The organism is Allomesorhizobium camelthorni, assembly GCF_011045125.1.
GTDB lineage: Bacteria > Pseudomonadota > Alphaproteobacteria > Rhizobiales > Rhizobiaceae > Allomesorhizobium > Allomesorhizobium camelthorni.
Genome location: NZ_JAAKZF010000060.1, coordinates 1 through 24360, shown reverse-complemented (window position 1 = coordinate 24360; position 24360 = coordinate 1). Strand labels below are relative to the sequence as shown.

At 58.5% G+C, this 24360-nt stretch carries 21 protein-coding genes; 8 read left to right on the top strand and 13 right to left on the bottom strand.

The window, feature by feature from the left end; translation table 11 throughout:
* Positions 1-307: 307 nt before the first annotated feature.
* A complete protein-coding gene (locus tag G6N73_RS26770; RefSeq protein ID WP_206079102.1) occupies positions 308-1027 on the top strand; it encodes an MBL fold metallo-hydrolase in 720 nt (239 codons plus the stop codon).
* Between the two features lie 351 nt (positions 1028-1378).
* Here G6N73_RS26770 and G6N73_RS26765 read toward each other — a convergent pair whose 3' ends face one another.
* From G6N73_RS26765 to G6N73_RS26720, 11 genes are all read right to left on the bottom strand, one after another.
* Complete coding sequence (locus G6N73_RS26765; protein WP_165033011.1) at positions 1379-2254, bottom strand: MaoC family dehydratase; 876 nt, start codon at positions 2252-2254, stop codon at positions 1379-1381.
* A gap of 271 nt (positions 2255-2525) precedes the next feature.
* Complete coding sequence (locus G6N73_RS26760; protein WP_246252602.1) at positions 2526-3791, bottom strand: CaiB/BaiF CoA transferase family protein; 1266 nt, start codon at positions 3789-3791, stop codon at positions 2526-2528.
* Positions 3792-4025: 234 nt separating this feature from the next.
* The gene (locus G6N73_RS26755; protein WP_165033010.1) at positions 4026-5189 is read right to left on the bottom strand and encodes an acyl-CoA dehydrogenase family protein; all 1164 of its coding nucleotides are present in this window, start codon (positions 5187-5189) and stop codon (positions 4026-4028) included.
* An 828-nt stretch (positions 5190-6017) separates the two neighbouring features.
* Positions 6018-7010 (bottom strand): NAD(P)H-dependent flavin oxidoreductase, encoded by a 993-nt coding sequence (locus tag G6N73_RS26750; protein ID WP_165033009.1) that lies wholly within the window; start codon positions 7008-7010, stop codon positions 6018-6020.
* Positions 7011-7622: 612 nt separating this feature from the next.
* On the bottom strand, positions 7623-8075 hold the full coding sequence (locus G6N73_RS26745; RefSeq protein WP_165033008.1) for a MaoC family dehydratase: 453 nt from the start codon (positions 8073-8075) through the stop codon (positions 7623-7625).
* Positions 8072-8488 (bottom strand): Zn-ribbon domain-containing OB-fold protein, encoded by a 417-nt coding sequence (locus G6N73_RS26740; RefSeq protein ID WP_165033007.1) that lies wholly within the window; start codon positions 8486-8488, stop codon positions 8072-8074. The genes G6N73_RS26745 and G6N73_RS26740 overlap by 4 nt, the downstream gene beginning before the upstream one ends.
* Before the next feature lie 14 nt (positions 8489-8502).
* Positions 8503-9669: a thiolase C-terminal domain-containing protein gene (locus tag G6N73_RS26735; protein WP_206079101.1), complete on the bottom strand. Its 1167-nt coding sequence runs from the start codon at positions 9667-9669 to the stop codon at positions 8503-8505.
* 10 nt (positions 9670-9679) lie between these two features.
* The gene (locus G6N73_RS36455) at positions 9680-10045 is read right to left on the bottom strand and encodes an SDR family oxidoreductase (protein ID WP_206079100.1); all 366 of its coding nucleotides are present in this window, start codon (positions 10043-10045) and stop codon (positions 9680-9682) included.
* A complete protein-coding gene (locus G6N73_RS38070; protein WP_206079099.1) occupies positions 10042-10299 on the bottom strand; it encodes an SDR family NAD(P)-dependent oxidoreductase in 258 nt (85 codons plus the stop codon). Before G6N73_RS38070 ends, G6N73_RS36455 begins: the two co-directional genes overlap by 4 nt.
* Before the next feature lie 261 nt (positions 10300-10560).
* Positions 10561-10746 carry a hypothetical protein gene (locus G6N73_RS38730; protein ID WP_425484144.1) on the bottom strand — a complete coding sequence of 62 codons (186 nt, stop codon included), beginning with the start codon at positions 10744-10746 and terminating at the stop codon, positions 10561-10563.
* 161 nt (positions 10747-10907) lie between these two features.
* The gene (locus tag G6N73_RS26720) at positions 10908-11750 is read right to left on the bottom strand and encodes an enoyl-CoA hydratase/isomerase family protein (protein WP_165033006.1); all 843 of its coding nucleotides are present in this window, start codon (positions 11748-11750) and stop codon (positions 10908-10910) included.
* A gap of 838 nt (positions 11751-12588) precedes the next feature.
* Here G6N73_RS26720 and G6N73_RS26715 point away from each other — a divergent pair.
* Entirely contained in the window at positions 12589-13896 is a 1308-nt protein-coding gene (locus tag G6N73_RS26715) for a zinc-binding dehydrogenase (RefSeq protein ID WP_165033005.1), read from the top strand.
* Between the two features lie 64 nt (positions 13897-13960).
* Here G6N73_RS26715 and G6N73_RS26710 read toward each other — a convergent pair whose 3' ends face one another.
* Together G6N73_RS26710 and G6N73_RS26705 are read right to left on the bottom strand one after the other, a co-directional pair.
* Positions 13961-14656, bottom strand: coding sequence for an SDR family NAD(P)-dependent oxidoreductase (locus G6N73_RS26710; RefSeq protein WP_165033004.1), 696 nt, complete (start codon positions 14654-14656; stop codon positions 13961-13963).
* 400 nt (positions 14657-15056) lie between these two features.
* Positions 15057-16469 (bottom strand): helix-turn-helix domain-containing protein, encoded by a 1413-nt coding sequence (locus G6N73_RS26705; RefSeq protein WP_165033003.1) that lies wholly within the window; start codon positions 16467-16469, stop codon positions 15057-15059.
* Here G6N73_RS26705 and G6N73_RS26700 point away from each other — a divergent pair.
* The 6 genes from G6N73_RS26700 to G6N73_RS36445 all read left to right on the top strand — a co-directional run bounded on the left by G6N73_RS26700 (position 16447) and on the right by G6N73_RS36445 (position 24233).
* Positions 16447-17181, top strand: coding sequence for a biotin transporter BioY (locus tag G6N73_RS26700; RefSeq protein ID WP_246252601.1), 735 nt, complete (start codon positions 16447-16449; stop codon positions 17179-17181). The two genes, G6N73_RS26705 and G6N73_RS26700, sit on opposite strands and share 23 nt — an antisense overlap.
* The gene (locus tag G6N73_RS26695; protein WP_165033016.1) at positions 17181-18713 is read left to right on the top strand and encodes an acyl-CoA carboxylase subunit beta; all 1533 of its coding nucleotides are present in this window, start codon (positions 17181-17183) and stop codon (positions 18711-18713) included. Before G6N73_RS26700 ends, G6N73_RS26695 begins: the two co-directional genes overlap by 1 nt.
* Positions 18714-18724: 11 nt before the next feature.
* The gene (locus G6N73_RS26690; protein ID WP_165033002.1) at positions 18725-20728 is read left to right on the top strand and encodes an acetyl-CoA carboxylase biotin carboxylase subunit; all 2004 of its coding nucleotides are present in this window, start codon (positions 18725-18727) and stop codon (positions 20726-20728) included.
* A 32-nt stretch (positions 20729-20760) separates the two neighbouring features.
* Positions 20761-22902 carry a methylmalonyl-CoA mutase gene (scpA, locus tag G6N73_RS26685; RefSeq protein WP_165033001.1) on the top strand — a complete coding sequence of 714 codons (2142 nt, stop codon included), beginning with the start codon at positions 20761-20763 and terminating at the stop codon, positions 22900-22902.
* Positions 22903-23036: 134 nt separating this feature from the next.
* A complete protein-coding gene (locus tag G6N73_RS26680) occupies positions 23037-23669 on the top strand; it encodes an NUDIX hydrolase (RefSeq protein ID WP_165033000.1) in 633 nt (210 codons plus the stop codon).
* A gap of 285 nt (positions 23670-23954) precedes the next feature.
* Positions 23955-24233: a PLP-dependent transferase gene (locus G6N73_RS36445; RefSeq protein ID WP_206079098.1), complete on the top strand. Its 279-nt coding sequence runs from the start codon at positions 23955-23957 to the stop codon at positions 24231-24233.
* Positions 24234-24360 lie beyond the last annotated feature (127 nt).

The following is a 24360-nucleotide window of genomic DNA, read 5'->3' as shown; positions in this document are numbered from 1 at the left end:
CAACTCGCAGCCTGCGGCTCTGATAGAGTATAAAACGCCTTCTATACGATAACAGGTCGCCACGCCCGAAAGAGTTGGAATTGGTCATGGATCAGCCGATGCATAAGAATAATATGCAAGTCGAGGCGGGGGAGCTGCTAGGCCCGGGTCTTATGCCCTATGTCGACGGATTCCAGGTTTACAGCGGATCTGCGAGACGAATCGCGCAGAATGGATATCCAGCTTCCAACTGAGGTACGCCGTGCCGAAAGCTTTGCCCCTGTCCGTCGCAACCGAATGGTACGAAATTTCGGAGATAGGCGCAGGCGTGAGCCGCATCGTGGAACGTCATATCGTGCCTTGGATGCGCTGCAACATGTGGCTGATCCATGGCCGCGACCGCGACCTGCTGGTCGATAGCGGCATGGGACTGAGGCCAATGAAGCAGGAGCTCGCGGCACTTCGGGGGCAATGCGTGCACGCCGTGTGCACGCATTGCCATTTCGACCATATTGGCTGCTTCCACGAATTTGACGTACGTCTGGGCCATGCCTTGGAAGCCTCAGTCTATGCCGAGCCTGACCTGGATAACAGCTGCGCTCGGGCCTGGATCGGTGGCGAACTGCTGACCGCGCTACCGCGTGAAGGCTATGTGTGGGACAGCTACCGACTGACGCCGGCGCCGCTTACGGGATATCTCGATGACGGCGACGTGCTGGACCTCGGAGACCGCGTCTTCCAGGTATTGCACCTTCCCGGACATTCGCCCGGCTCGATCGCGCTGTACGAGAGAGCGACGAAGACGCTGTTTAGCGGAGACGCGGTCTATGATGGAGAACTGATCGACAACGCTTGGCACTCCGACCCGGAATCTTTTCGCGAGTCCCTCCACCGGTTGCGCGAACTGCCCGTGGAAACCGTGCATGCCGGCCACTTCGCCTCATTCGGCAGCGAACGGCTTGTCGAGCTAATTGATCTGTACTTGGCCGGCGCCATGCGCATCGCGAGCGTCGACGACTGGCTGGCCGCGCAGCCGGGGCCGGCATGAAGGCCGCGCTCTTAATGATCTAGGTACTTGGTCGCGCGGCAAACTTTGCCAAAAGGCGTTGCTTTGTGTAGGCGCATCAGTCTCCTTGCTGCCGCGGTTCGCCCTATGGCTCGACTGGACCGCAAATCTAGGGGCTATCCAGAGATTTCAACTTCACGGCAGACACCGCGGCGGCAGAAGGCCTTGGTGGGAAGTAAACTTTCGCACTTGTTGCACTTGTTGCACTTGTTGCACTTGTTGCATCAGTGAAGCAGGAGGCGCACTTCACGCGTACCTTCCCAGAAGTGACGCCTTGGGAGTCGGTGCGGCAACTTGCCGAACAATTTACTCATGAAGAAAAATTTCTGCTCGTTACGTGGAGAGCGAGCGCTCGACCGTAGCTTTGCCGTTGTTGAGGACGACAACGCCACGTTCGCGAACGCTACTGCGAAAACTGACAGTCGAGCCGTCGCGCCACATTTCGGTACGAATGGTATCTCCGGGATAGACGGGAGCTGAGAACCGCACCTTCATTGCCGTCAAACGGGAGGGATCGTATTCACAAGTCTCACGCAGTAAAGCATGACCAGCGATGCCGAAAGTGCAGAGACCATGGAGGATTGGAGATTCGAACCCTGCAACGCTGGCCACTGCCGGATCCACGTGAAGTGGATTATAGTCGCCGCTCAATCGATAAATGAGAGCAGCCTTGGCATCCGTTTTGAAATCCCAGACCGCATCAGCAGCTCGGGTGGGGATGGGATGAGGTGGTGGTGCGCCATCAGCCCTGCCACCGAAACCGCCGTTGCTCCTGCAGACGTCAGTTGACGTTAAGGTCGCGATCTTTCGACCCGTCGACGCCTCTCGCAGCTCATTGGTGGAGTAGATGAAGGCGCCTTTTTCGGCGCCACGGTCCAGGATGTCATTCACCCTGGTGGTGCCAATGACAGCACCTTCAACTGGCAGAATATCGTGGAGCTCAAACCCTTGCTCGCCGTGCAACACATTTTCCCATATGATGCCGAGCGACTCGTCCTGAAGCCAGAATCCAGGCGTGGCAAGAACGACAGCCATGGTCGGTAAAGCCAGCATCCGCTGCTCATAAACAAAGCGCAATTGCCGGGGATCTGTGGGACTCTCACCTAGCCCCACACCTAAGGCGTACAAGGCTGTATCTCTTCGGGAATAGTGGTGTTCGACTGGCTCAAACTGCCGGCTCAGCACGCATTCTACGGAGAAATTTGTCATTTCACATCGCCCGCCAGATAATTTCCTTCATGATCTCGTTGGTACCGCCGTGTCTCCGCTGGATCTTGCGTCGGCCACATCCGCGCGATCGCCAAGTCCAGGGATAGCAATATCCTCAACCACGTCCCGATATCGCCGATGAGATTCGAAACAGCTACACGCACAGCTGGGGAGGAACAGTAGCTATCTGGTGCACGATACACGATATCGGACGGATGCCGGTCGTTTTACCAAGCTGGACCACTTGCGGCCTCATTTGCATGACCGGCGCTTACGCCGACCCTAGAACGCCCGTGCGCCTGAGCGCCTCGATCCTTTCCTCGTTGAGTCCAAGCTCGGATAAGATGTCTGCCGTGTGCGCTCCGCGGACTGGTATAGATCTCAGTTCAGCCGACGGTGTTGCTGAGAAGCGCGGAGCAGGGTTTGGCTGCAAGACACCGTCGACAGTTCGGTAGACATCGCGTGCCAACATATGTGGATGCACAGCTGCCTCTGGCATGGATAAGACGGGAGTGAAGCACGTATCGGTGCCTTCAAGCATCTCACTCCATTCCGCACGTGTTCTTGTCTTAAAAAGCGCCGCAAGCTCATCTCCGAGCGGCCCCCAGACGTTTGGGTTGCCTCTTTGATTTTCGGCGAACCGCTCATCGTGATCGAGGCCAAGATGCTTGAGGAATTCCGCGTAGAATTTTGGCTCCTCGGCCTGCACCACGATCCACTCACCGTCTGAGCAGACGTATGTACGGTCAAAATGCTTCCTGAGAGCGCCAGGCCGGGCGTTTGCGATAGAAAGATCGTAGTCAGTGTGAAGAAACGATAGCAAGAGGCTCATCAGGTGAGCCGAGCCATCGACCATAGCAGCGTCGATCACTTGGCCAGTGCCATCCTTCCTGGCGCGGAGAATTCCGCCGAGAATGCCAACGGCTAAATAAAGCGCACCTCCTGCCGCATCGCCCAGAATTGTGGGAGGTGCTTCAGGTGGTTGCCCAGGCTGGGTTGCTAGCCATAAGGCACCGGAAAGAGCCACATAATTGGCGTCGTGTCCTGCCGCCTGCAAAAGAGGACCGTACTGTCCCCAGCCGGTCATCCGGCCGTAAACCAATGATGGCCGGCGGGCGAGGCAAACATCCGGACCTATCCCGAGGCGCTCCATAACACCTGGCCGATTGCCTTCGATCAAGGCATCGGCCCCGTCAACAAGTTTCAAGAACGTATCGACAGCCTCGGGCTTTTTTATATCCAACACGATTGAGCGCTTGCCTCGACTGCATAGCGACCATGGTCTCAGATTACCCACGTCTTCCGTAGGCCGCTCCACCGCAATCACATCAGCACCGAGGTCGGCGAGCAGCATGCCGCAGAATGGTCCCGGCCCGAGCCCGGCCATTTCGATGATCTTAACGCCGCTGAGTACTCCCATCGATTGGGCTTCCTTTTGCTGAAGTTTTTTAGACGCTGACAAATAGGGCGTATAGAGATCGGCCGCATCTTTTACCGTTCGCTGTTGCAAAATAAATCTATCGTCAGGAAGGGTCAATACAAGTCATATGCAGATTGACATTTTTGCGAAATGTTTCACCGGTGCTGATCAATTCGCAAGCTTATCCATTGCACCTATATTCTTATGAGTTCGTCTCGCAGACCTAACGGAAGACCCCCAGTCTTCTCCGTTGCGATACTCGGCTAGGCACAAATTATATTCGTATCTTATACAAACGACTCCATGTTACTCTTCATGTCACAGCGGTACACTGAAATGGCACTACACCACTTATGCACCTCTTTCTCGCATAAGTTCCCGGCTGATAATGTGGCGTTGGATCTCAGAAGTCCCCTCCCAGATGCGCTCTGCACGTGCATCACGATATATCCGCTCCAGCGGGAGATCAGTCATCAAACCCATGCCGCCGCATGTCTGGATCGCCTGGTCTGCGACGCGCCCCAGCATTTCGGAGCACCAGACCTTTGCCATTGCGCAGTCTTGCGCGATCGAAGGGTAGTTTTGATCAACTCTCCATGCAGTGTTCATCAGGAGCAGATCGCCGAGGCGAATATCGATTGCCATGTCAGCAAGGGGGAATCCTATTCCTTGGAACTTGCCAATTGGCTGACCGAATTGCCGGCGCTGGGCAGCATAGTCGGCCGCAACTTCGAAGGCCCGCTCGGCGCGCGCCTGACAGACGGCGGCAACGGAAAGGCGGCCTGCTCCAAGCCATTCGTTGACGACCTTGAAGCCATCGCCCTCTTCGCCAACCATTTGCCAGCCGCCAACGCGGACATTGTCGAAATGAAGGATGTCGTTGGAGTGACCCCGGTGTCCCAACTGTTCGTAGCCCTTGGCGACGACCAGCCCTGGCGCATCCAAATCAACGAGAAAACAAGAGATTCTTTTCTTAATTCCGGTCGGCGTCTGATCTTCGCCTGTCACGGCAAAAAGGATTACAAACTGAGAACGCCGCGCGTACCCGATAAAGTGCTTAGTCCCATTTATAACCCAATCGGATCCGTCTTTGACGGCCCGCGTTTTCATTCCCCGCAGGTCCGATCCTGCATCGGGTTCAGACATGGCTATGCATTCGCGCTTCTCACCGCGCATGACAGGTTCTAGGAAGTGAGCGACCTGTTCACCTTCGCACGCAGCCAGGATATTATTGGGTCGTCGCACGCACTCTGCCAGTGCAGTCGAGGCACGCGAAAGGCCCTTCTCAACAAGCGTCATCGACACACAATTGAGCCCACCGCCGCCTACACTTTCAGGCATATTGCAGGCATGGAGACCAATCTCCATGCCCCTACGTCGGATTTCCAAGTCTAACTCGTGCGGAAGTTCCCCCGTCCTTTCCAGCAATGCTTCGTGCGGGATCAATTCCTTGTCGCAAAACTGCCTGGCAGTATCGTAAATTAGTTTTTGTTCTGCGGTAAATTCAAAGTCCATCAGTCTGTCCTGTCCTGGTTTGTCCGGCGAACATTCCCCGTGGGGGTGAACATAAGGGAACTAAAGAAAAGGTGTTCGCTGATAGGACCTTGAGCCCGCTTGGACACGGATGAGCGGCCTCAATCAGACGAATAGCGCTTGGTCTAGGTGTTCTCTGCAATCCGGTCACGATTCAAGGGTGCAATCCTCATAACCATGCGCTAAGGCCACAGGGCCTTCCCCTTATAAACAATGAAGCTGATCTGACGATTGGAAATAAAATCATTCGGCTGATTACTTTTTTACGCAGCCGAGCGGCCCTGATAGCGTACATGACGCCGTCTCCACGATATTAGGCCGCCACCCGTCCGAAAGAGTTCGAACCGTTCCTGGGTCAGCCGATCGATAGAATTTCACGGCTTCCGGCGGCATAGTTTGAGGGTTCGTCGGCGACTTTATTATCTGGCTGCGCGAAGCGATGAGCAATCGGCTGGGCACCACAGTTACCGTGGTCCTCACGATGGCTTGATCGGCCACTTCATATCCCTGGGGCCCGTTGATGTCTGGCGGTCCTCAAAGCAGTGCGAAGCCGTTTAACCGAGAGCGGCCGCTTCGGCGTCGAGCAAGCCTACCAGGCCTGGAGGCGGCGATTATCACGCGTCCCGAAGTGACGCTTCTGCATCGACTCTGCAGCAGCGAAATTGTGGAAATCGCGTAGCGAACCATGAAGGTAAGCACGCGTAGGCATTCGAAATAGAAGGCGACAATTCATTGATGCGGCGTCCGAGGCTCCGTGGACCCGCCCGCCTCCTCACCGGTTATTGTCGCTCATTAATTTAGGCGTAGAGTTCATTGACTTGCGACATTCTGGAGATCAGAAATTAGCTTCGCGGTTTCGTTCATCGCCGTGTGATATTCATCGGCAATTTCGTCCACTACCTCCCCCGCTGGTTGGATTTCGGATACGACGGAAACTGTATGACCGGCGCTCCAAATATCGGCCCATCGCTTCGGCCCAGTTCCAGCAAGGTCAGCGCTGAACCTCTTCCGTGCTTCTTCAACGCTCAGCGGTATTGCCAACTCGGCGAGATCGAGCCCAACTTCCAGGATCGACGACCGGAGGTAATTGGCATCGAATCCATTGATCGCTTTCGTTAACAGGATGTCGTCGATACCTGAATCGACCACCATTTGCTTGTGACCCTGCGGCGCCAAGCTCTCATGCGTTGCGATGAAACGTGTACCCATCATCCCGAAGTCGCACCCCAGCACGCGTGCTGCCCAAAGTGCATTGCCGTCGGAAAGGCCGCCCGCGAGCCCCACAGGCCCGTCATAGATCGACCGAACCGCCCTGACAAACGACAAGCCGTTTAGCCAGCCGGTCTGTCCTCCGGCGCCGGCGGTCAGAAGTACCAGACCATCCGCACCCACTTTGATCGCTTTTTCCGCGTGTCGCATTGTGGCGACATCTGTCAGGACCGTGCATCCAACATCATGCAATTGAGGGATGATTGCCTCCGGCGATCCGACGCTCGCAAGCACGATTCTGACCCGATGCTTGACCAAAACATCTATATCGGCCTGAAGGGCTTCAGGTGATCTACGCATGACGATGTTGGGACAGCATGGTGCCGAAACGTCATCCGACTCAGCACAAGCTCGCTCTATCCTCACCAGCCACTCGTCCAGCTGTTCCGGCGTCCGTGCATTTTGCGTTGGAAAAGACCCGATGGCACCCTTCCGGCAGACCGCGGCAACGAGTTCAGGCCCCGATACATGCTGCATCGGTGCCGCGATCAGGGGAATGCGCAGCTGCGAGGTGATTGATGTAGGCAGTCCCATGTCGCTTTATCCTATTTTGCGAGTGATCCCGTTCGTACATCCACATTCACCGTCAAAGCCCCCGATATCTCTAGCGTTGGAACTTCCCTATCTGCCGTTGAGAAATCCCATCACTGCAGATTCGTATCGCACGTGGGCAAGGTGCGGAGACGACCTGTTATAACCAGGCACTCCGGCGGGAAAGGCCGAAACAACATCGTTCACCCGTGCAATCGGGCCTGCGATGCGTGCGCCAGCTGAACGGACGCGATCGCGAATTTCGTTTTGTACGCGGCGCTCTTCTTCCCCGATTTCGCCAAAGCCCGCGGCGACGCAGACAAATTAGCGGTTTTCGATCTCCGATCCCTCATCTATCGCTTGCGCGACCTGAGCCGCGGGAACGCAAATTGCAGCCAGCTCGGGGCGCCTCTGGAAGTGAACGCAACGACGTGTATGACCTTTCCCCGAGTATTGTCTCCACCCGCGGGTTTATGAGATCGATGCTGCGCTTTGAGGCTCCGAGCAATCGGCGAGCATACGCAAAGCCTATTTGGTCGTGGTTGACGACGCGCAACCAAGGCAACAGAACGGGGGTTGAACCAGCCGTTGAGCGAAGGTGAAAGTCTGTGGCCTTCAATGTCCAGTCTTGCCTCTCGCATTGCTTTCAATCAAAAGGACGTCACGGCCCTCCTGGACCGTTTCACCTGTCTGTTTGGTCACCGCAACCTCAAGCGTCACTACGCAGGTGTCTGGCCGACTCTTCGACCGACGTGCTTCGACAACCTCGTAGTTGACCGTTATTGTGTCCCCGGGGAAAACAGGGGCAATAAAACGCCGCTGCGTCTCCATGAAGCCGATCATCGCATAGTCGTCGAGCCGGCTACGCAGGCCCGTGACAATGGATGCGGTCAGCATCCCGTGAGCTATGCGACGTTTGTAGATCGTCGATTCTGCGAACACGTCGTCGACATGAAGGCGGTTAAAATCGCCACTTATTCCAGCAAATGCGACGATGTCCGCATCGAGGACGGTACGACTTGCTGATATGAACTTTTCACCAACTTTGAGGTCGTCGAAGACAGTCATGTCGCCAAACTCGCTTCGATCGGCTTGAAGCACGGGATCTTCTTGCCGGGGGCGATCTCGATGAACGTAACCTTCACCCGGTCGCCAATGCGCACCTCGGATGGCTCAGCGTCTACGATATGGCATGTCATACAAACGCCCTCGTCGAGTCGCACCACGGCGAAGGCATACGGTGCCAGAATCGCTGGGTAGAAGGAGCGATGAACCACCGACACGTTTTCGATCGTGCCGGTTCCGGCTACCGCCTCGAAAGCGGGAGCCGCATTCTGCTTCATCGGATCATCGAGCGCATGTGCGCGCGGATAGCTCTGCCAGTTGCCGTTGGAGGTCTTTTGCACGACAAGCCGATCTTCGGCGACGGCTTCCCAGAAGACCTTGTCATGGGCGCAGGGGATTGGGATCGGTCGGTCCATTTCTTTTGGCCTCCTCAGGAACGCGCGAGCAACATAGTGGATGCAGCGGAGAAAAAACCGCCGATGCCGTGGGCGAGCGAAACTTCGCAATCCTTGACCTGAAGGCCAGGAGACTCATCCCAAAGCTGGCGAAGGGCCTCGATGAGGACGAAAACACCGCGCTTGCCAGGATGGTTCGACGAAAGGCCTCCCCCGTCGGTATTGATCGGAATCGACCCACCGGCCCCGATCGCACCGCTCGCGACGAAAGCACCGCCTTCGCCATTCTTACAGAATCCGAGATCCTCAAGCCCGATTAGCGGCGTGATCGAGAAGGCGTCATAAAACTGGGCCACGTCGACATCCACCGGAGTGAGACCTGCCGCATTGAAGGCCCGCTGACCCGATTGCAGGCCCGGCGAAGCGGTGAAATCCGCTACCTGATTGGTATGGATGCAGCCGATTGCCTCGCCATAGCCAAGCATCCGAATTGGCTTCTTGCGCAAGTCGTTTGCGCGATCACGCCTGGTCAGCACGACTGCCCCGCCGCTATCGGTCACCACGCAGCAATCAAGCTTGTGGAACGGGCTTGAGATCATGCGGGATTCAAGCACGTCGGAAATCGAAATCGGATCCCGCATTAGAGCATTCGGGTTCAGTGCTGCATTTGCCCGGATTGCCACCGGAACAGAAGCCAGCTGCTCCGGCGTTGTGCCGAACTGATGCATATGACGGGCGGCATAAAGACCGTAGGCGGTGATGCTCGAGATGCCATACGGCATCTCCGATGCACCAGGTCCGACTGGCCAACTCATAGGGTTCGTTGGGCCCAGCGGAAACCACCTCGGGCATGCGGCATACGCAACCACGACCGTGTCGGCCATGCCGCACGCGATTGCCGCGGCGGCACGCGCGGTTTGGACAATGGCACTGCAGCCACCGACATCCGTGGAATCGACAAACCGCGGAGAAATTCCCAAATATTCCGCAACCTCAATCACATCCTCAGTACTACCGCCTTCACCCACGTCGCCGGCCGTCACGCAGAGGCCGTCCACGTCGGCAAAGGTCAGACCAGCATGCTCCAGCGCACCGGCAATGACTTCATGGAAGATTTGGAATGGATGGATATCATTCGCCTTGCGACGAGGTGATTCATAGGCACCAACGATTGCTGCGCGAGAGAGAAGATTCATGTCCATTGGGGTCTCCTTAGCCTGCGCCCACAAGGTCAGCGCCATCGGCTTCATTCAGCTGACCAGAAACGACTGCGTTGTCGTCGGACGCCAGAAAGCAGAACAATGCGGCGATTTCCTTTGGTTCAGCGAAACGGCCCAAGCGGGACTTCGCGAGCCAAGGGGTCCTATCAACCTCGGCGACGGTCGCAAGGATTGGCGGGTTCACATTGTGAGGCGCGACAGCATTGACAAGGATCTTGTTCTTCACGCCGTCGATGGCCAATGTGCGCGTGAGTCCGATTATCCCGGCTTTGGCGGACGAATAGTTCGCCTGCCGAAACCCGCCGCGATGGGCCGGGGATGAAATATTGACCATCCGGCCCCAGCCTTTGGATTTCATGGCTGGGAAAACCGTTTGAGCGCCCAGGTTCCGCGCAAATTCACGGCCTTAACCCAACTCTCTCGCTTCGCTACGTCGAGTTCAACAAAGATCGCTTCGTGACCGCTGTCGCGAAGTGCCTGGGCCGCCGCCTCCCCTGCCTTGACGTTGAGGTCTGCTATAGCCACCGCGTCGCCACGGCGCGACAACTGCTGGGCGATTGCCAGGCCAATCCCGCTGGCCGCACCGGTTACGAATGACACATGACGTTGCACTAGATACTCCGAGTTGACGTTTTTTCCTGTTGACTGAGGTGGCAAAGTTAATAACTGCGCCACGGTATCGTGGTGATGGATAGTACTTTATCGTTACTTGGTTTTGCTGAGTGCCGCTGCGAGGCGGCTCTATCCACCAATCCCATTACCTGCCCGGCCCCGTCATCATGAAAGCAACTGAGGAAGTTGCGGAGCGCGCCTGATTTCGCTCCCCGAAGTACATCTTCAGGGGGGAACCTTCTTCGCGGATCACGCCATCAGTCATTGAAAACAATCTTCGTGGCCACGTCGCGCGCAAATGCGATTTCGTGAGTAATCACCAGCATCGTCCCGACCTCTTTCGCCCCTCATGACACCCGGCACCTCACCAACAAGCTCCGGATCGAGCGCTGAGGTCGACTCATCGAACAGGAGTACCTCCGGCTCCATCGCGAGCATCCTGGCGATCGCAACGCACTGCCGCTGTCCGCCAGACAGTTCACTCGGATAGGCATCGTTGTCCGGCCTGACCGCAGCATGAAAAGGTAGTCGCTTGGGAGTACTTTAAATGTTCTGATCTTGCTTCAATGCGCGCCGCAGATATCGTGCGACGCGCCGGCGCTACTCGCTCAATCGAGGTCCTTGTAACGAGCTTGAGCGTGATCCAAAGCAGCCCGTAGGCCCTTCTCAACCGTCATCTTGGTTAGTTCGACATATTCAGGGACCGGCTGTTGGCCCAACACTGCAACCAGTTCCAGATAATAGTCCGTCGCGGTTCTCAGCCCCTGAATTTCGTAGAGGCGGTTGAGATACATCTTATGCATTTGCTGCATTTCTCGTGGGATTCTGGCCATCAGCATGGCTTTACGTTTTGTTGCTTCGTGCAAGTCCTCAGGTTCCACCACCTCTGAGATTAGCCCCAACACTTTCGCCTCATGAGCGGGCACTTCGCGTCCAGTTAGCAGGAGATCCTTCGCTGTCTTCATGTTCACGAGCCAAGGCATGAACAGACAATGGGCCGAAAGACCGTAGCGGACTTCGCTGTATCCCATCTTGGTATCAGAGGTCGCGATCGTATAATCGCAAAACAATGAGAACTCGAAGGCTTTGCCTATCGCGTACTTGTGCACCGATGCAATCACCGGCTTGCTCAAAAGCCACGGAGTTATAAATTCCTCGAACTGGCGAATGTATTTCAGCCGATAGGGGTAGATCGAGGATCGGTCGTCCTGGCTGTCTCCATCCAGGTCGTAGCCCCCTGAGAAGCCACGGCCAGCGCCGCGTACTACGATTACGTTCACGTCGTCATCCTGATCGGCGCGGAGCAGAGCCGCTCGAAGTTCAAGGATCAGACGTTCGCTCATAGCGTTGGCTTTTTCCGGGCGATTTAACGTCAGCCAGCAAATATGCTCGGAATCAACCTCATAAAGGATGTCTTCGTACTTTCTTGTATCAGGGGTGATCTCGGCCATGTAACCTCGCTGGATGTAATTTTCCCGTCTGGTAGGTAATCTACTCTGCAGGCGCGGCTTCTCACCTAGCAGCGGTGCTGCGGCGAGACCGCATAGGGATAGCACCTATTTCGGCGACGAGTGCCCGCAAAAAAGTAACCTGCCCGGTGATTTTGTTTCAGATAAGAGCTGCACCCCAGACTTTCGCTATGCAGCTTGCGGAGATCGAGATCGACGCGTTCTTATCCGCAAGCCGAAGCAGCCGGTGTATCCGCAAGTAGATGGTGCAATCCCTTTGCTTGCTGTGCCCGCGGAAACGTTCACCCAGGCGCCGACGCCCCTTTCTGATCGCTGCCAACGGCGGGATGCCGGATTGATCCTTTCATGACGCCTCCTCCGTTTTGGCGAGTGCCGCGGGTTTGCACTTCGTCCATCGCTGAGAATGCTTGTTTCGCCGAAGACTTGCCCGCCTATTTGGCTACTCCCAGGCGGCTGTAGTTGCGGCAGGGCAAGCTCGGTTCATCTCCGGACAGGTGGGCATCGAACACCAACTGTAGGCTCGCACCGACATTTCAGGGTCAGACGGAGCGGCGTTTCACCGGGCAGGCCAATATGCCAGCCAGCAGCCTAATACGCGCAATGGGCTCTACAGTTGGAGGCGCTGGTCGAGATCGAGGTCGCGGTTGCAATCCCGGATTGACAGGAAGCGGACAATGCCGCTCAAAAGGTAGGACCTTGTAGCCGGGACGACGGCCTGAAACGGGGTAGTCGTTGGACCGTCTGAACGGCGGATCGTTGCGCCAGCGAGGGAGGAATTGTGCGAGCATTCGGATTTCATAGGCACGGCGGAATGGACGTGATGACATTCTTCGACAAACCGCGGCCGAAGCCGAAACGCGACGAGGTCCTTATCGTGATCAAGGCAAGCGCCTACAACAGGCTCGACATCTGGGTTCGCGAGGGTTGGCCAGGCTTGGATTTGGAACTGCCTCATATTAGCGGCAGCGACGGTGCCGGGGTGGTCGTTGAGCGCGGTGAAGACATCACCTTTATAAGGGTCGGGCAACGCGTCGCCATCGACCCCGGCATCAACCATTTTCAGGACCAATTTACACTCTCCGGTGAGCGCACGCTCAGTCGTGGCTATGGCGGTATTGGTGAGGACAGTTCCGGAACGTGCACGGAATTCCTATGTGTCAAGGCAACAAATGTCATTGCAATACCCGACCACGTAACCGACGAGGTCGCCGCTGCGGCCAGTCTTACTTTCCTTACCGCCTGGCGGATGCTGGTCAAACGCGGCCAGATACGCGCGAGCGAAACTGTCCTGATTCTTGGAGCCGGGGGCGGGGTCAACAGCGCGGCAATCCAGATCGCCAAGCTGGCGGGCTGTACTGTTTATGCGACCACAAGCACCACTGAAAAGATGCAGTTGGCGAGGGACCTTGGGGCCGATCTGGTACTTAATTACAAAGACGATCCCGGATGGGCCACCACGATCTACAAGTTGACGGACAAGGTCGGCGTCGACATCGTCATTGACAACGTTGGGGCTGCAACAATGAGAGACAGTCTGCGGGCGGTCAGGAGAGGCGGTCGGATAGTCTGTGTTGGCAATACCAGTGGTGCCTTGGTCGAGCTCGATCTTCGCTATATTTTTCAAAAGCAGATCAGTCTCATTGGTAGCTCCATGGGGAACCATGACGACTATATGACGGTGATGAATCTGATTTTCGACGGCCGATTACGACCTGTTATCAGCAGCGTCCTGCCGTTCGAACAAGCCCCTACCGCAATGACGATCCTCGAGAAGGGGGACCAGTTCGGAAGTTGGTGCTGGCGCACTAGACTGACCTCCGATTGGCTTCCGCACACTGCCCTTGTTGATCTTGGTACCAAAATGGCGCCCGCTGGTATCGTTGCGCCCAGCCGATCCTGGCTGGGCCGCCCACGGCTTTGTCGGTGTGCTTTCGAGGGTGGCGTGAGCCTAGCGGCCGTGATGGCAGGGAGCGAGAGCGGGCAAAGCCTTCTCATCGGCGGCGTTGGCACGGCCGTAGTCAGCCAGTACGGTTCTCGATCATCCGATTTGGGACTCTTCCTATCTGGTGTTCGCAGTGTAGGCGGCCATCGGGCTGCGGGGGCGGAGTCAAGGCCAATACACTACTAAGTTCAGCAACGGCGGACGGCAGCGGCGGTCTGCCCGTTGCCATTGCCCCCCGACCGCCGGGGCTTCAGAAATTCTCCACCCACGGCCGCAATTCGATCTCCGACGTCCAGGCGCTTCGATGCTGGAGATGGATCGCGAGATAGGTTTCGGCAATTGCGTCCGGCGAGAGCCACCGGTCGGGCGGCGTCGAGTCCACTGACCGCACAGGATCGCTGGAGGCGATGCCGCCATCGATGATGAAATGCGCCACGTGGATGTTCTTTGGCGCGAGTTCCCGAGCCATGGACTGCGCCAGCCCCCGCAGTCCAAACTTCGGCATCGCGAAACCGGCGGATTTAGCGAAGCCTTTGACGCTTGCCGTTGCTCCAGTGAACAGGATGGAGCCCGCGCCACTGGCCTGCAACCGACGTGCGGCCTGCTGACCGAACAGAAAGCCGCCATAGGCACCCACGAGCAGGGCTTTTTTCACCGCCTCCGGATCGAGATCGGCAATGCCTCCGCGCACGCGGCCAGCCGCGTTGAAGATCGCCAGCGACAGAGGGCCTATGCCGTCCGCTGCGTGGAACAGGTTTTCCACCGATGCCGGGTCCGAGACGTCGGCGGAGACCGCCTCGGCGCCGGTCTCATTGGCAAGCGCGCCGAGCTTCGCCAAATTGCGCGCCCCAAGCACCAGCTTGAATCCTTCGCGGCTGAACACCCTCGCCAGCGAGGCGCCAAGCCCGGGTCCCACACCTGCGATAATTGCAACTTTGGTTGTCATGGTCTTCCTCTGGCGTTTGCGGCCTTTAAGGCGGAGACAAGCCCTCAGTCCGGCAGATGAATGGCACGTTGGTTGTAAAGGATCTTGCGGATGCGGGCCTATTCCTCCGGCGAAAGCCGGCTCTGGTGGGTCGACAGGTCGGCGCCCATCGCAGGTCGCGCTGCACGCCCGGCGCGCCCCAACCTCCTCGAACCAGCGTTTGAAAATGCTTGTCTGAAGGCTGCAGCTGGACCAGCCATGCCGATTTTGGCTTCGCCGTCCACGATCACATCGTCGGCTACCTTTGTTGAAAGCTACCATTGCTCCGCAATCCGGGAGTCGCTAACACTTTAAGAAGATGCAGTCCCCTGGTCTACAACAAGGTGCAATGTCGCAATCTGGGCCTTAGGTGATAGTAAAATCAGCGAAGGATGTACGGCAAAGCGCCACGTTGGTTTTGATCGACTGCAATCTTGCTCTTGAGCGGCGGGACGGCGCGTTGGACGCAATTCAGTCGTTCACAAATGCGGCATGAAACCCCGATCGGGTCGAATGCCAGCCGATTGTTCAAGTCAATACCGTCGGCATAGACGAAATCTTGCGCGTAGGCGACCTCGCAACCCAGGGCGATGGCGTAACGGCGTTGGGGCGCGTTGAAACCGCCGCTGCCTTTGGCAATTTCAGTCGCAATGCTCAGATAGCGGGCGCCGTCGGGCGTCTGAGCCAGTTGGCGGATAATACGTCCCGGGGTTTCAAAGGCCTGATGTACATTCCAGAGCGGGCATGCGGCCCCGAATCGCGCGAATTGAAGTTTAGCCGCGCTATGGCGTTTGGTAATGTTCCCCGCGCGATCGATGCGGGCGAAGAACACGGGTACACCCTTGACGCCCGGCCGCTGCAAGGTGGAAAGACGATGCGCGACCTGTTCAAGGCTCGCGCCGAAACGCGTCGCAAGCAATTCGAGGTCGTGACGGAGGTTTTTCGCCGCCGCTAGAAAATGTTGGTATGGTAGCGACAGCGCGCCTGCGAAGTAATTACGCAAACCGATCTTGCAAATCTCACCAGATTCATGCGTGCGGAACTTTGCCCGCCGGATAATCGCGTCGATCTCGGTCTCCAGTTCCAAGGCGGCCACTTGAAATGCCATCTGAAAAGTTCGCGTCGACGCCGGCGAGTACGGATTGAGGAAGAGCGCCCGGGAAGCGCCATCATATCGGCGCAAGACATCCTCGCCGGGCTCCGCGCGCAATATGCGCACACCGTGCCGGCTCTCCAGATGGTTCGGCAGGACAAGCGCAGCCTCGCGATCGGGGATGCCGAGGCTCGCCGCCAGCCGTTCGGCGGCGAGATCGAGGTCGGGAATGTAATTGTCGACGAAGTGGAAGAAATCGCGGACTTCTTCGTAAGGTGTCGGATCACTCTGCGCATTGGTCCGAACCATGTGATCGTCGAGGCTGGCAAGCTGTTCGCTGTTACGGCGATAGGCCTGGTGGCTGGCAATCAGCGCGTGGGCAAAGCCCGGGGCATTCTGGGTGACGAGTTTCAGTTCCTGCAGGCTCGGCGAATAGGCATCGAAGACCGGGTCGGCGAGCGCTTCAGTCAGCGCCGACAACAGGCGGTCGCTGTCGCTCCCGGACATGGATCCGATATCGATCTTGAAGTTCTCCGCCAGCGTCAGAAGTACGGCTGCCGATACCGGCCGCTGATTGTTTTCGATCTGGTTGAGATAGCTGGTCGAGATGCCGATGCGCTCGGCGAAGGTGGCTTGGGTCGCCTTGCTGCTTTCACGCAGATCGCGGACCTTTCTGCCGATGAAGAGCTTGCCGAAAGCCATGTCGCAGTTTCGCAAAATTCAGTTTGCAAATTTCTATACTACGCTTGCCTGCCTGTTCAAATGTTTTCTCGCTCGGGTGCGTCGCTTAAAGAACGGGCTTATCGGTTCCGCGCTTGGACAGGAGAAAAGAATGACGATTTATAGCGCCATCGCCGCGCGATTGGGCACAACAAAGTTCTTGGTTGATGGCGCTGCCGTGGTGGCGACCTCGCTGCTGCTCGCGGTCTCGGCAAAGATTGCGGTGCCGTTCTATCCGGTACCCGTAACGATGCAGACCTTCGTGGTCATCGGCCTGGGACTGGCCCTGGGCCCCGCGCGCGGCCTTGCCGCCGTTGCACTTTATCTGGCCCAGGGCGCGGCGGGGTTCCCCGTCTTTGCCGGTACGCCGGAAAAAGGCATCGGCCTTGCCTACATGATGGGTCCGACGGGCGGCTATCTCCTCGGCTATGTGCCGGCGGTGCTTCTCGCCGGCTGGCTTGCGGTGCTCGGTTGGGATCGCAATCCGTTCTCCGCCATGGCCGCAGCGCTGGTTGCCGGCGCCGTCATTTATGTGCCGGGGCTGCTCTGGCTGGGCGCGGTGCTTGGTTTTGACAAGCCCATTCTTCAGTTCGGCCTATACCCCTTCATCTTGGGTGACATCGTCAAGGCGATGTTGGCCGCGCTTGTTTTCCCACTCGGCTGGAAGACTCTCGAGGCATGGTCCAACCGCTAATGCGCGCGGTTCTCGAACAATTGGAATCCCGCCGCGCCGAGGCTCGGCTCGGCGGCGGGCAGAAGCGCATCGACGCGCAGCACGCCAAGGGCAAGCTTACGGCGCGCGAGCGGCTCGACGTGCTTCTCGACGAGGGCTCGTTCGAGGAATACGACATGTACGTCACCCACCGCGCGACCGAGTTCGGCATGGCCGGGCAGAAGGTGCCGGGCGACGGCGTGGTGACCGGCTGGGGCACCATCAACGGCCGGCTGGTCTATGTTTTCTCCCAGGATTTCACCGTGCTCGGCGGCTCGCTGTCGGAGACACACGCCCAGAAGATCTGCAAGATCATGGATATGGCGGTGCGCAACGGCGCGCCGGTGATCGGGCTCAACGATTCCGGCGGCGCGCGCATCCAGGAGGGCGTCGCCTCGCTCGCCGGCTATGCCGAGGTATTCCGGCGCAATGCCGAAGTCTCCGGCGTCATTCCGCAGATCTCGGTCATCATGGGTCCCTGCGCCGGCGGCGCGGTCTATTCGCCGGCAATGACCGATTTCATCTTCATGGTGCGCGACAGCTCCTACATGTTCGTGACCGGTCCCGATGTGGTGAAGACCGTCACCAACGAGATCGTGACGGCGGAAGAACTCGGCGGTGCGCGTACGCATACGCAAAAGTCTTCGGTGGCTGACGCGGCTTTCGACAACGATGTCGAGACGCTCGAGGAAGTCCGCAGGCTGTTCGATTTCCTGCCGCTCAACAACCGCGAGAAGCCGCCGGTGCGGCCGTTCCACGACGATCCCAACCGCATCGAGATGCGGCTCGACACGCTGGTGCCCGACAGCGCCGCAAAGCCCTACGACATGATGGAGCTTGTCCGGGCGATCGCCGACGAGGGCGATTTCCTGGAGATCGCCCAGGCTTTTGCGCAGAACATCATGACCGGCTTCCTGCGCATCGAGGGCCAGACGGTGGGCGTCGTCGCCAACCAGCCGATGGTGCTGGCCGGCTGCCTCGACATCGACAGCTCGCGCAAGGCGGCGCGCTTCGTGCGCTTCTGCGACGCCTTCTCCATCCCGCTGCTGACGCTGGTCGACGTGCCCGGCTTCTTGCCGGGCACCGCACAGGAATATGGCGGCGTCATCAAGCATGGCGCCAAGCTCCTGTTCGCCTATTCGCAGGCGACGGTCCCGATGGTGACGCTGATCACCCGCAAGGCCTATGGCGGCGCCTATGACGTGATGGCCTCGAAGCACATCGGCGCCGACGTCAACTATGCCTGGCCGACCGCCGAGATCGCGGTGATGGGGGCCAAGGGCGCGACCGAGATCCTCTACCGCTCGGAGCTCGGCGACAAGGACAGGATCGCGGAGCGCACCAGGGATTACGAGGCCCGCTTCACCAATCCGTTCGTGGCGGCCGAGCGCGGCTTCATCGACGAGGTGATCATGCCGCATTCTTCCCGCAAGCGCATCGCCCGCGCCTTCGCCGCGCTGCGCGGCAAGAGCGTCGAGACGCGCTGGAAGAAGCACGACACGATACCGCTGTGATGGGAAAAAATTTGTTCAAGAAGATTCTCATCGCCAATCGCGGCGAGATCGCCTGCCGGGTCATCAGGACGGCAAAAAAACTCGGCATCAAGACCGTCGCGGTCTATTCCGACGCGGATCGCGACGCGCTGCATGTCAGGCAGGCCGACGAGGCCGTGCATATCGGGCCTGCACTGTCGAGCCAGTCCTACATCGTCATCGACAAGATCCTCGACGCCATTCGCCAGAGTGGCGCCGATGCGGTGCATCCGGGCTACGGCTTCCTGTCGGAGAATTCGAGGTTCGCCGAGGCGCTGGAGAAGCTCGGCGTCGCCTTCATCGGCCCGCCGGTGCGCGCGATTGAGGCCATGGGCGACAAGATCACGTCGAAAAAGCTGGCGGCCGAGGCCGGTGTTTCCACCGTGCCCGGCCATATGGGCCTGATCACCGACGCCGACGAGGCGGTGAAGATTTCCGCCGAGATCGGCTATCCTGTGATGATCAAGGCCTCGGCCGGCGGCGGCGGCAAGGGCATGCGCATCGCCTGGGACGACGCCGAGGCGCGCGAAGGCTTTCAGTCTTCCAAGAACGAGGCGAAATCCTCCTTTGGCGACGACCGCATCTTCATCGAGAAATTCGTCACCCAGCCGCGCCATATCGAAATCCAGGTTCTCGGCGACCAGCACGGCAATCTTCTTTATCTTGGCGAGCGCGAATGCTCGATTCAGCGCCGCAACCAGAAGGTCATCGAGGAGGCGCCGTCGCCTTTCCTCGATGACGCCACCCGCAAGGCGATGGGCGAGCAGGCCGTCGCGCTCGGCCAGGCGGTCGGTTACTTCTCTGCCGGCACGGTGGAGTTTATCGTCGATGGCGACCGCAATTTCTACTTCCTCGAGATGAACACGCGCCTGCAGGTCGAGCATCCGGTAACGGAGTTGATCACCGGCATCGACATCGTCGAGCAGATGATCCGCGTCGCGGCCGGCGAGAAGCTGGCGCTGACGCAGGCCGACATCAAGCTCGACGGCTGGGCGATCGAGAGCCGGCTCTATGCCGAAGACCCGTACCGCAACTTCCTGCCGTCGATCGGGCGCCTGACGCGCTATCGTCCGCCGGCCGAGGGAAGACGCGAAGACGATACTGTCTTGCGCAACGACACCGGTGTCTTCGAGGGCGGCGAGATCTCGATGTACTACGACCCGATGATCGCAAAGCTGTGCAGCTGGGCGCCCGACCGTCTGACGGCCATCGACGCGATGAGCAGGGCGCTCGACGATTTCGAGGTCGAAGGCATCGGCCACAATCTGCCGTTCCTGTCGGCCGTCATGCGGCAGGAACGGTTCCGTTCCGGCAGCCTGACCACCGCCTACATCGCGGAAGAATTCCCGGACGGCTTCTTGGGTGTCAAGCCGACAGAACGGGACACCGAAACGCTGGCGGCTGTCGCTGCTTTCGTCAACCTGTGCTCAGAGCGCCGCGCCGTGTTGATTTCAGGCGCGCTAGCCAACCATCCGCGCAGCGTCGGCAGCGACTGGGTCGTGGCCATAGGCGGGCAAGACCTTGAGGTTTCCGTGCGGAATGAGGCCGACAAAGCCATCGTCAAATTCAAGGATGGCCGCTTTCTCGACGTTTCCAGCGACTGGCGGCCCGGTCGTCAGCATGCCCGCTTCTCGGTCGGCGGCGAAACGATTGGCGTGAAGATCTCTTCGGCGGGCACCGGCTGGAGACTGCGCTGGCGCGGTATGGATATCGTCGTTCAGGTCCGTTCGCCGCGTGTCGCCGAACTCGCACGGCTCATGCCGAAGAAACTGCCGCCCGACACCTCCCGAATGTTGCTGTGTCCGATGCCGGGCGTCGTGACCGCCATCAACGTCGTCCAGGGGGAGACGGTCGAAGCCGGCCAGGCGCTGGCCACCGTCGAGGCGATGAAGATGGAAAACGTACTGCGCGCCGAGCGCAAGGGCACGGTCAAACGTGTTGCGGCAAAGGCCGGAGCCAGCCTTGCCGTCGACGAACTGATCCTGGAATTCGAATGATGGCCCAACGTACACGACTTTCGAGCGTGCCCATGACCCCGAAACCGGACCTCTCCACCTGGCAGAAGCTTGCCGAGCGCGAACTGAAGGGCCCGCCGGACGATCTCGTCTGGCAGACACCCGAAGGCATCGCGGTCAAGCCGCTTTACACGTCCGCGGACCTCGACGGCATCGATCAACTCGATTCCCTGCCGGGCCTGAAGCCATTCCTGCGCGGGCCGCGCGCCACCATGTATGCCGGTCGACCCTGGACGATCCGCCAGTATGCCGGCTTCTCGACGGCGGAAGAATCGAACGCATTTTACCGCAAGGCCCTCGCCGCCGGCCAGAAAGGCCTTTCGGTGGCCTTCGATCTTGCCACGCATCGCGGCTACGATTCAGACCATCCGCGCGTCGAGGGGGATGTCGGCAAGGCGGGGGTTGCGATCGACTCGGTCGAGGACATGAAGATCCTGTTCCACGGCATTCCGCTGGAAAACATGTCGGTTTCCATGACCATAAACGGGGCGGTGATCCCGATCCTGGCCAATTTCATCGTCGCCGGCGAGGAACAGGGCGTTTCGCGCGATCGACTGTCAGGGACCATCCAGAACGACATCCTGAAGGAGTTCATGGTCCGCAACACCTACATCTATCCGCCCGAGCCTTCGATGCGAATCATCGCCGACATCATCGAATACACCACCAGGGAGATGCCGAAATTCAACTCAATCTCCATTTCCGGCTATCACATGCAGGAAGCCGGATCGACGCTCGTTCAGGAGCTTGCCTTCACCCTGGCTGATGGGCGCGAATATGTCCGGGCGGCCTTGGCAAAGGGGCTGAATGTCGATGATTTCGCCGGCCGGCTATCCTTCTTCTTCGCCATCGGCATGAACTTCTTCATGGAAGCCGCCAAGCTGCGCGCGGCACGGCTTTTGTGGACCCGTATTATGGAGGAATTCCAGCCGAAGAAGGCATCCTCGCTGATGCTGCGTACCCATTGCCAGACGTCCGGCGTGTCGCTTCAGGAGCAGGATCCCTACAACAACATCGTGCGTACCGCCTACGAGGCGATGGCGGCGGCGCTTGGCGGCACTCAGTCCCTGCACACCAATTCCTTCGACGAGGCCATCGCCCTGCCGACGGAGTTTTCAGCGCGCATTGCCCGCAACACGCAGCTTATCCTCCAGCACGAGACCGGTGTGACCAGGGTCATCGACCCGCTCGCCGGCTCCTACTATGTCGAAAGCCTGACCAACGAACTCGCTGAAAAGGCCTGGTCGTTGATGGAGGAGATCGAGGCGATTGGCGGCATGACCAAAGCTGTCGCCGCCGGCCTGCCAAAGCGCATGATCGAGGAGGCGGCGACGCGCCGTCAGGCAGCGGTCGACAAGGGTGACGAGGTTATCGTCGGCGTCAACAAATACCGGCTCGACGAGGAAGACAGGATCGACAGCCGCGACATCGACAATGCGGCGGTGCGCCGTTCGCAGATCACCCGTCTTGAACAGACAAAGCGTCAGCGAGATCCCAAGCGCGCTGACGCAGCCCTTGCCGTACTTGGCAAGATCGCGGCCAATGGCAAGGGCAACATCCTGGAAGCCGCTGTCGAGGCGGCTAGAGCGCGCGCCACGGTCGGCGAGATTTCCGATGCCTTGCGCAGGGCCTTTGGTGACCACGCGGCGGTTCCCGAAGTTGTCAGCAAGGTCTACGGCAAGGCCTTTGAGCGCGAACCGGAATTCAAGATGATGGTTTCCCGCCTCGAAGATTTTTCAAGCTCACGCGGGAGCAAGCCAAGAATCATGGTGGCGAAACTCGGCCAGGATGGACACGACCGCGGCGCAAAGATTATCGCCTCGGCTTTTGGTGACATTGGCTTCGAGGTAATCGCAGGGCCGTTGTTCCAGACGCCGAACGAAGCGGCTGAACTGGCTATTGCATCGAGAGTGCACGTCGTCGGCGTCTCTTCGCTGGCAGCTGGCCACAAGACGCTGCTGCCGCAGTTGATCGATTCACTTAAGATCAAGGGAGGCGAACACATCATCGTTGTTTGCGGCGGCGTTGTGCCCCGCCAAGACTACCAGTTCCTGATAGACCATGGAGTGGCTGCGGTGTTCGGCCCAGGCACGAATGTGCTGGAGGCAGCCCGCGCAGTGCTCGACTTGATAGAGGGCCGACGCCGCAATCAATGAACGCCATAAATAAGCTGGAGAAACACCCGTGCTGCCCCGCGTCCATGCGGGATCTGGCAAATGACCCAACATCTGATCCTGCCCGGATGGCAGGTTGCCACGTTCTGAAAAGCCATCAAAGAAGGGTAGAGCCTATGCTGACGTATCAATTCTCGCCGTCTTTGATCGATCACATCAGATCTATGTTGTTGCAATTTGCTCCGTGGAAATCCTCACATTCAGAGAAGCTAAAACAAGCAGCAGTTGGAATAATTTTAGTTGCGGCCGACGACGGTTCAAACGAGACCTCCTTTTTGCTTACGTTGCGCTACGCTAAAATGCGATCACACGCAGGCCAATACGCACTACCGGGAGGACGCATCGATCAGGGGGAAAATGCAGTCGACACAGTTATCCGGGAGTGCATGGAAGAAATCGGTCTGAAGCTTTCGGCAGATCAGGTATTGGGTATATTAGATCTCTACGCGACCCAATCTGGCTATGCCATCACACCGGTCGTTTTTGCAGCTACAAGGGAGCCAAACTTCTTTCTCAATCCAAACGAAGTGGAACAGGTTTTTAGGATCAAGCTCTCTGATCTCTCGGGTGAGCGGTCAGCGCAGTTTTTCAGTCAAGAAGAAGGTGGGCCACTTCTCATACGCTTTCCAATTTTTGATCACCACATACACGCACCGACAGCTGCTATTCTTTATCAATTCGTCGAGGTGGTAGCTGGTCGATACCAGCAGGTTGACAATCTCGCAGCTCCGGACTTTGCGACACGCTAATACCGTCCGTGCGCCGGCTCGACAGGTAGCGGCGGCGAGAAGTCCGTGCCGTAACCACGCCTTGGAGTTCAGGAAAAATAGTCCTCGCGCTCGACAATTCCGTGCCCACTCAAGATACGTACCCCGCCAAGCGCGATTCATCGTGAAGCTGCCAGGGGACCACCGGTGGTCTACCATTCCTCGCCAGAGGTGCCGAGCGGCCGCATGTGCGTCGTATCCAGCGAACGCTTGCTATTTCGATCCCAATTGCCGCTCTGTTTGAAGGACATCCAGGGAGGAGTCGCATTGTCGTGCCGGCGACATGTCTTTCGGTATCCGCTCGTTAATCGACGAGACGAACTTGGCGGACGGTTCGACTTCGCCGCCGTCGACATGCGAGACCTCGATGCGCTGTGCGCGGCCGCGCACGTGGTGCCGACCGGGCTCGTCTGGATCGAGACGCCGTCCATTCCGATGATCCGCGTCGTCGACATCAGGGCCGCATGCCGGATCGCGCATGAGGCCCGTGCGCTCGCCGCGGTGCACAATACATGGGCGACACCGGTGCTTCAGTGCCCGCCTTGAGCTTAGTGCCGACGCCGTCATGCATTCTGCCACATCGGCGGCCATTCGGATCTGATGGCGGGCGTCGTCGTAGTCCCCGAGGCGTCACCGCTGGAGCACTCCCTGCGCATGATCCAGCGGCACAAGG

Bases quoted from the DNA above. Each gene is read 5' to 3' on its own strand.
- G6N73_RS36455 (WP_206079100.1), bottom strand. From the start codon at position 10,045: ATGAAATCCAAAGGCTGGGGCCGGATGGTCAATATTTCATCCCCGGCC.
- G6N73_RS26715 (WP_165033005.1), top strand. From the start codon at position 12,589: ATGACATTCTTCGACAAACCGCGGCCGAAGCCGAAACGCGACGAGGTC.
- G6N73_RS26705 (WP_165033003.1), bottom strand. From the start codon at position 16,469: ATGGCTTTCGGCAAGCTCTTCATCGGCAGAAAGGTCCGCGATCTGCGT.
- G6N73_RS26695 (WP_165033016.1), top strand. From the start codon at position 17,181: ATGCGCGCGGTTCTCGAACAATTGGAATCCCGCCGCGCCGAGGCTCGG.
- G6N73_RS26680 (WP_165033000.1), top strand. From the start codon at position 23,037: ATGCTGACGTATCAATTCTCGCCGTCTTTGATCGATCACATCAGATCT.
- G6N73_RS26745 (WP_165033008.1), bottom strand. From the start codon at position 8,075: ATGACTGTCTTCGACGACCTCAAAGTTGGTGAAAAGTTCATATCAGCA.
- G6N73_RS26765 (WP_165033011.1), bottom strand. From the start codon at position 2,254: ATGACAAATTTCTCCGTAGAATGCGTGCTGAGCCGGCAGTTTGAGCCA.
- G6N73_RS26700 (WP_246252601.1), top strand. From the start codon at position 16,447: ATGAAGAGCTTGCCGAAAGCCATGTCGCAGTTTCGCAAAATTCAGTTT.
- G6N73_RS26720 (WP_165033006.1), bottom strand. From the start codon at position 11,750: ATGGCCGAGATCACCCCTGATACAAGAAAGTACGAAGACATCCTTTAT.
- G6N73_RS26710 (WP_165033004.1), bottom strand. From the start codon at position 14,656: ATGACAACCAAAGTTGCAATTATCGCAGGTGTGGGACCCGGGCTTGGC.
- scpA (WP_165033001.1), top strand. From the start codon at position 20,761: ATGACCCCGAAACCGGACCTCTCCACCTGGCAGAAGCTTGCCGAGCGC.
- G6N73_RS26750 (WP_165033009.1), bottom strand. From the start codon at position 7,010: ATGGGACTGCCTACATCAATCACCTCGCAGCTGCGCATTCCCCTGATC.
- G6N73_RS26735 (WP_206079101.1), bottom strand. From the start codon at position 9,669: ATGGACATGAATCTTCTCTCTCGCGCAGCAATCGTTGGTGCCTATGAA.
- G6N73_RS26755 (WP_165033010.1), bottom strand. From the start codon at position 5,189: ATGGACTTTGAATTTACCGCAGAACAAAAACTAATTTACGATACTGCC.
- G6N73_RS26740 (WP_165033007.1), bottom strand. From the start codon at position 8,488: ATGGACCGACCGATCCCAATCCCCTGCGCCCATGACAAGGTCTTCTGG.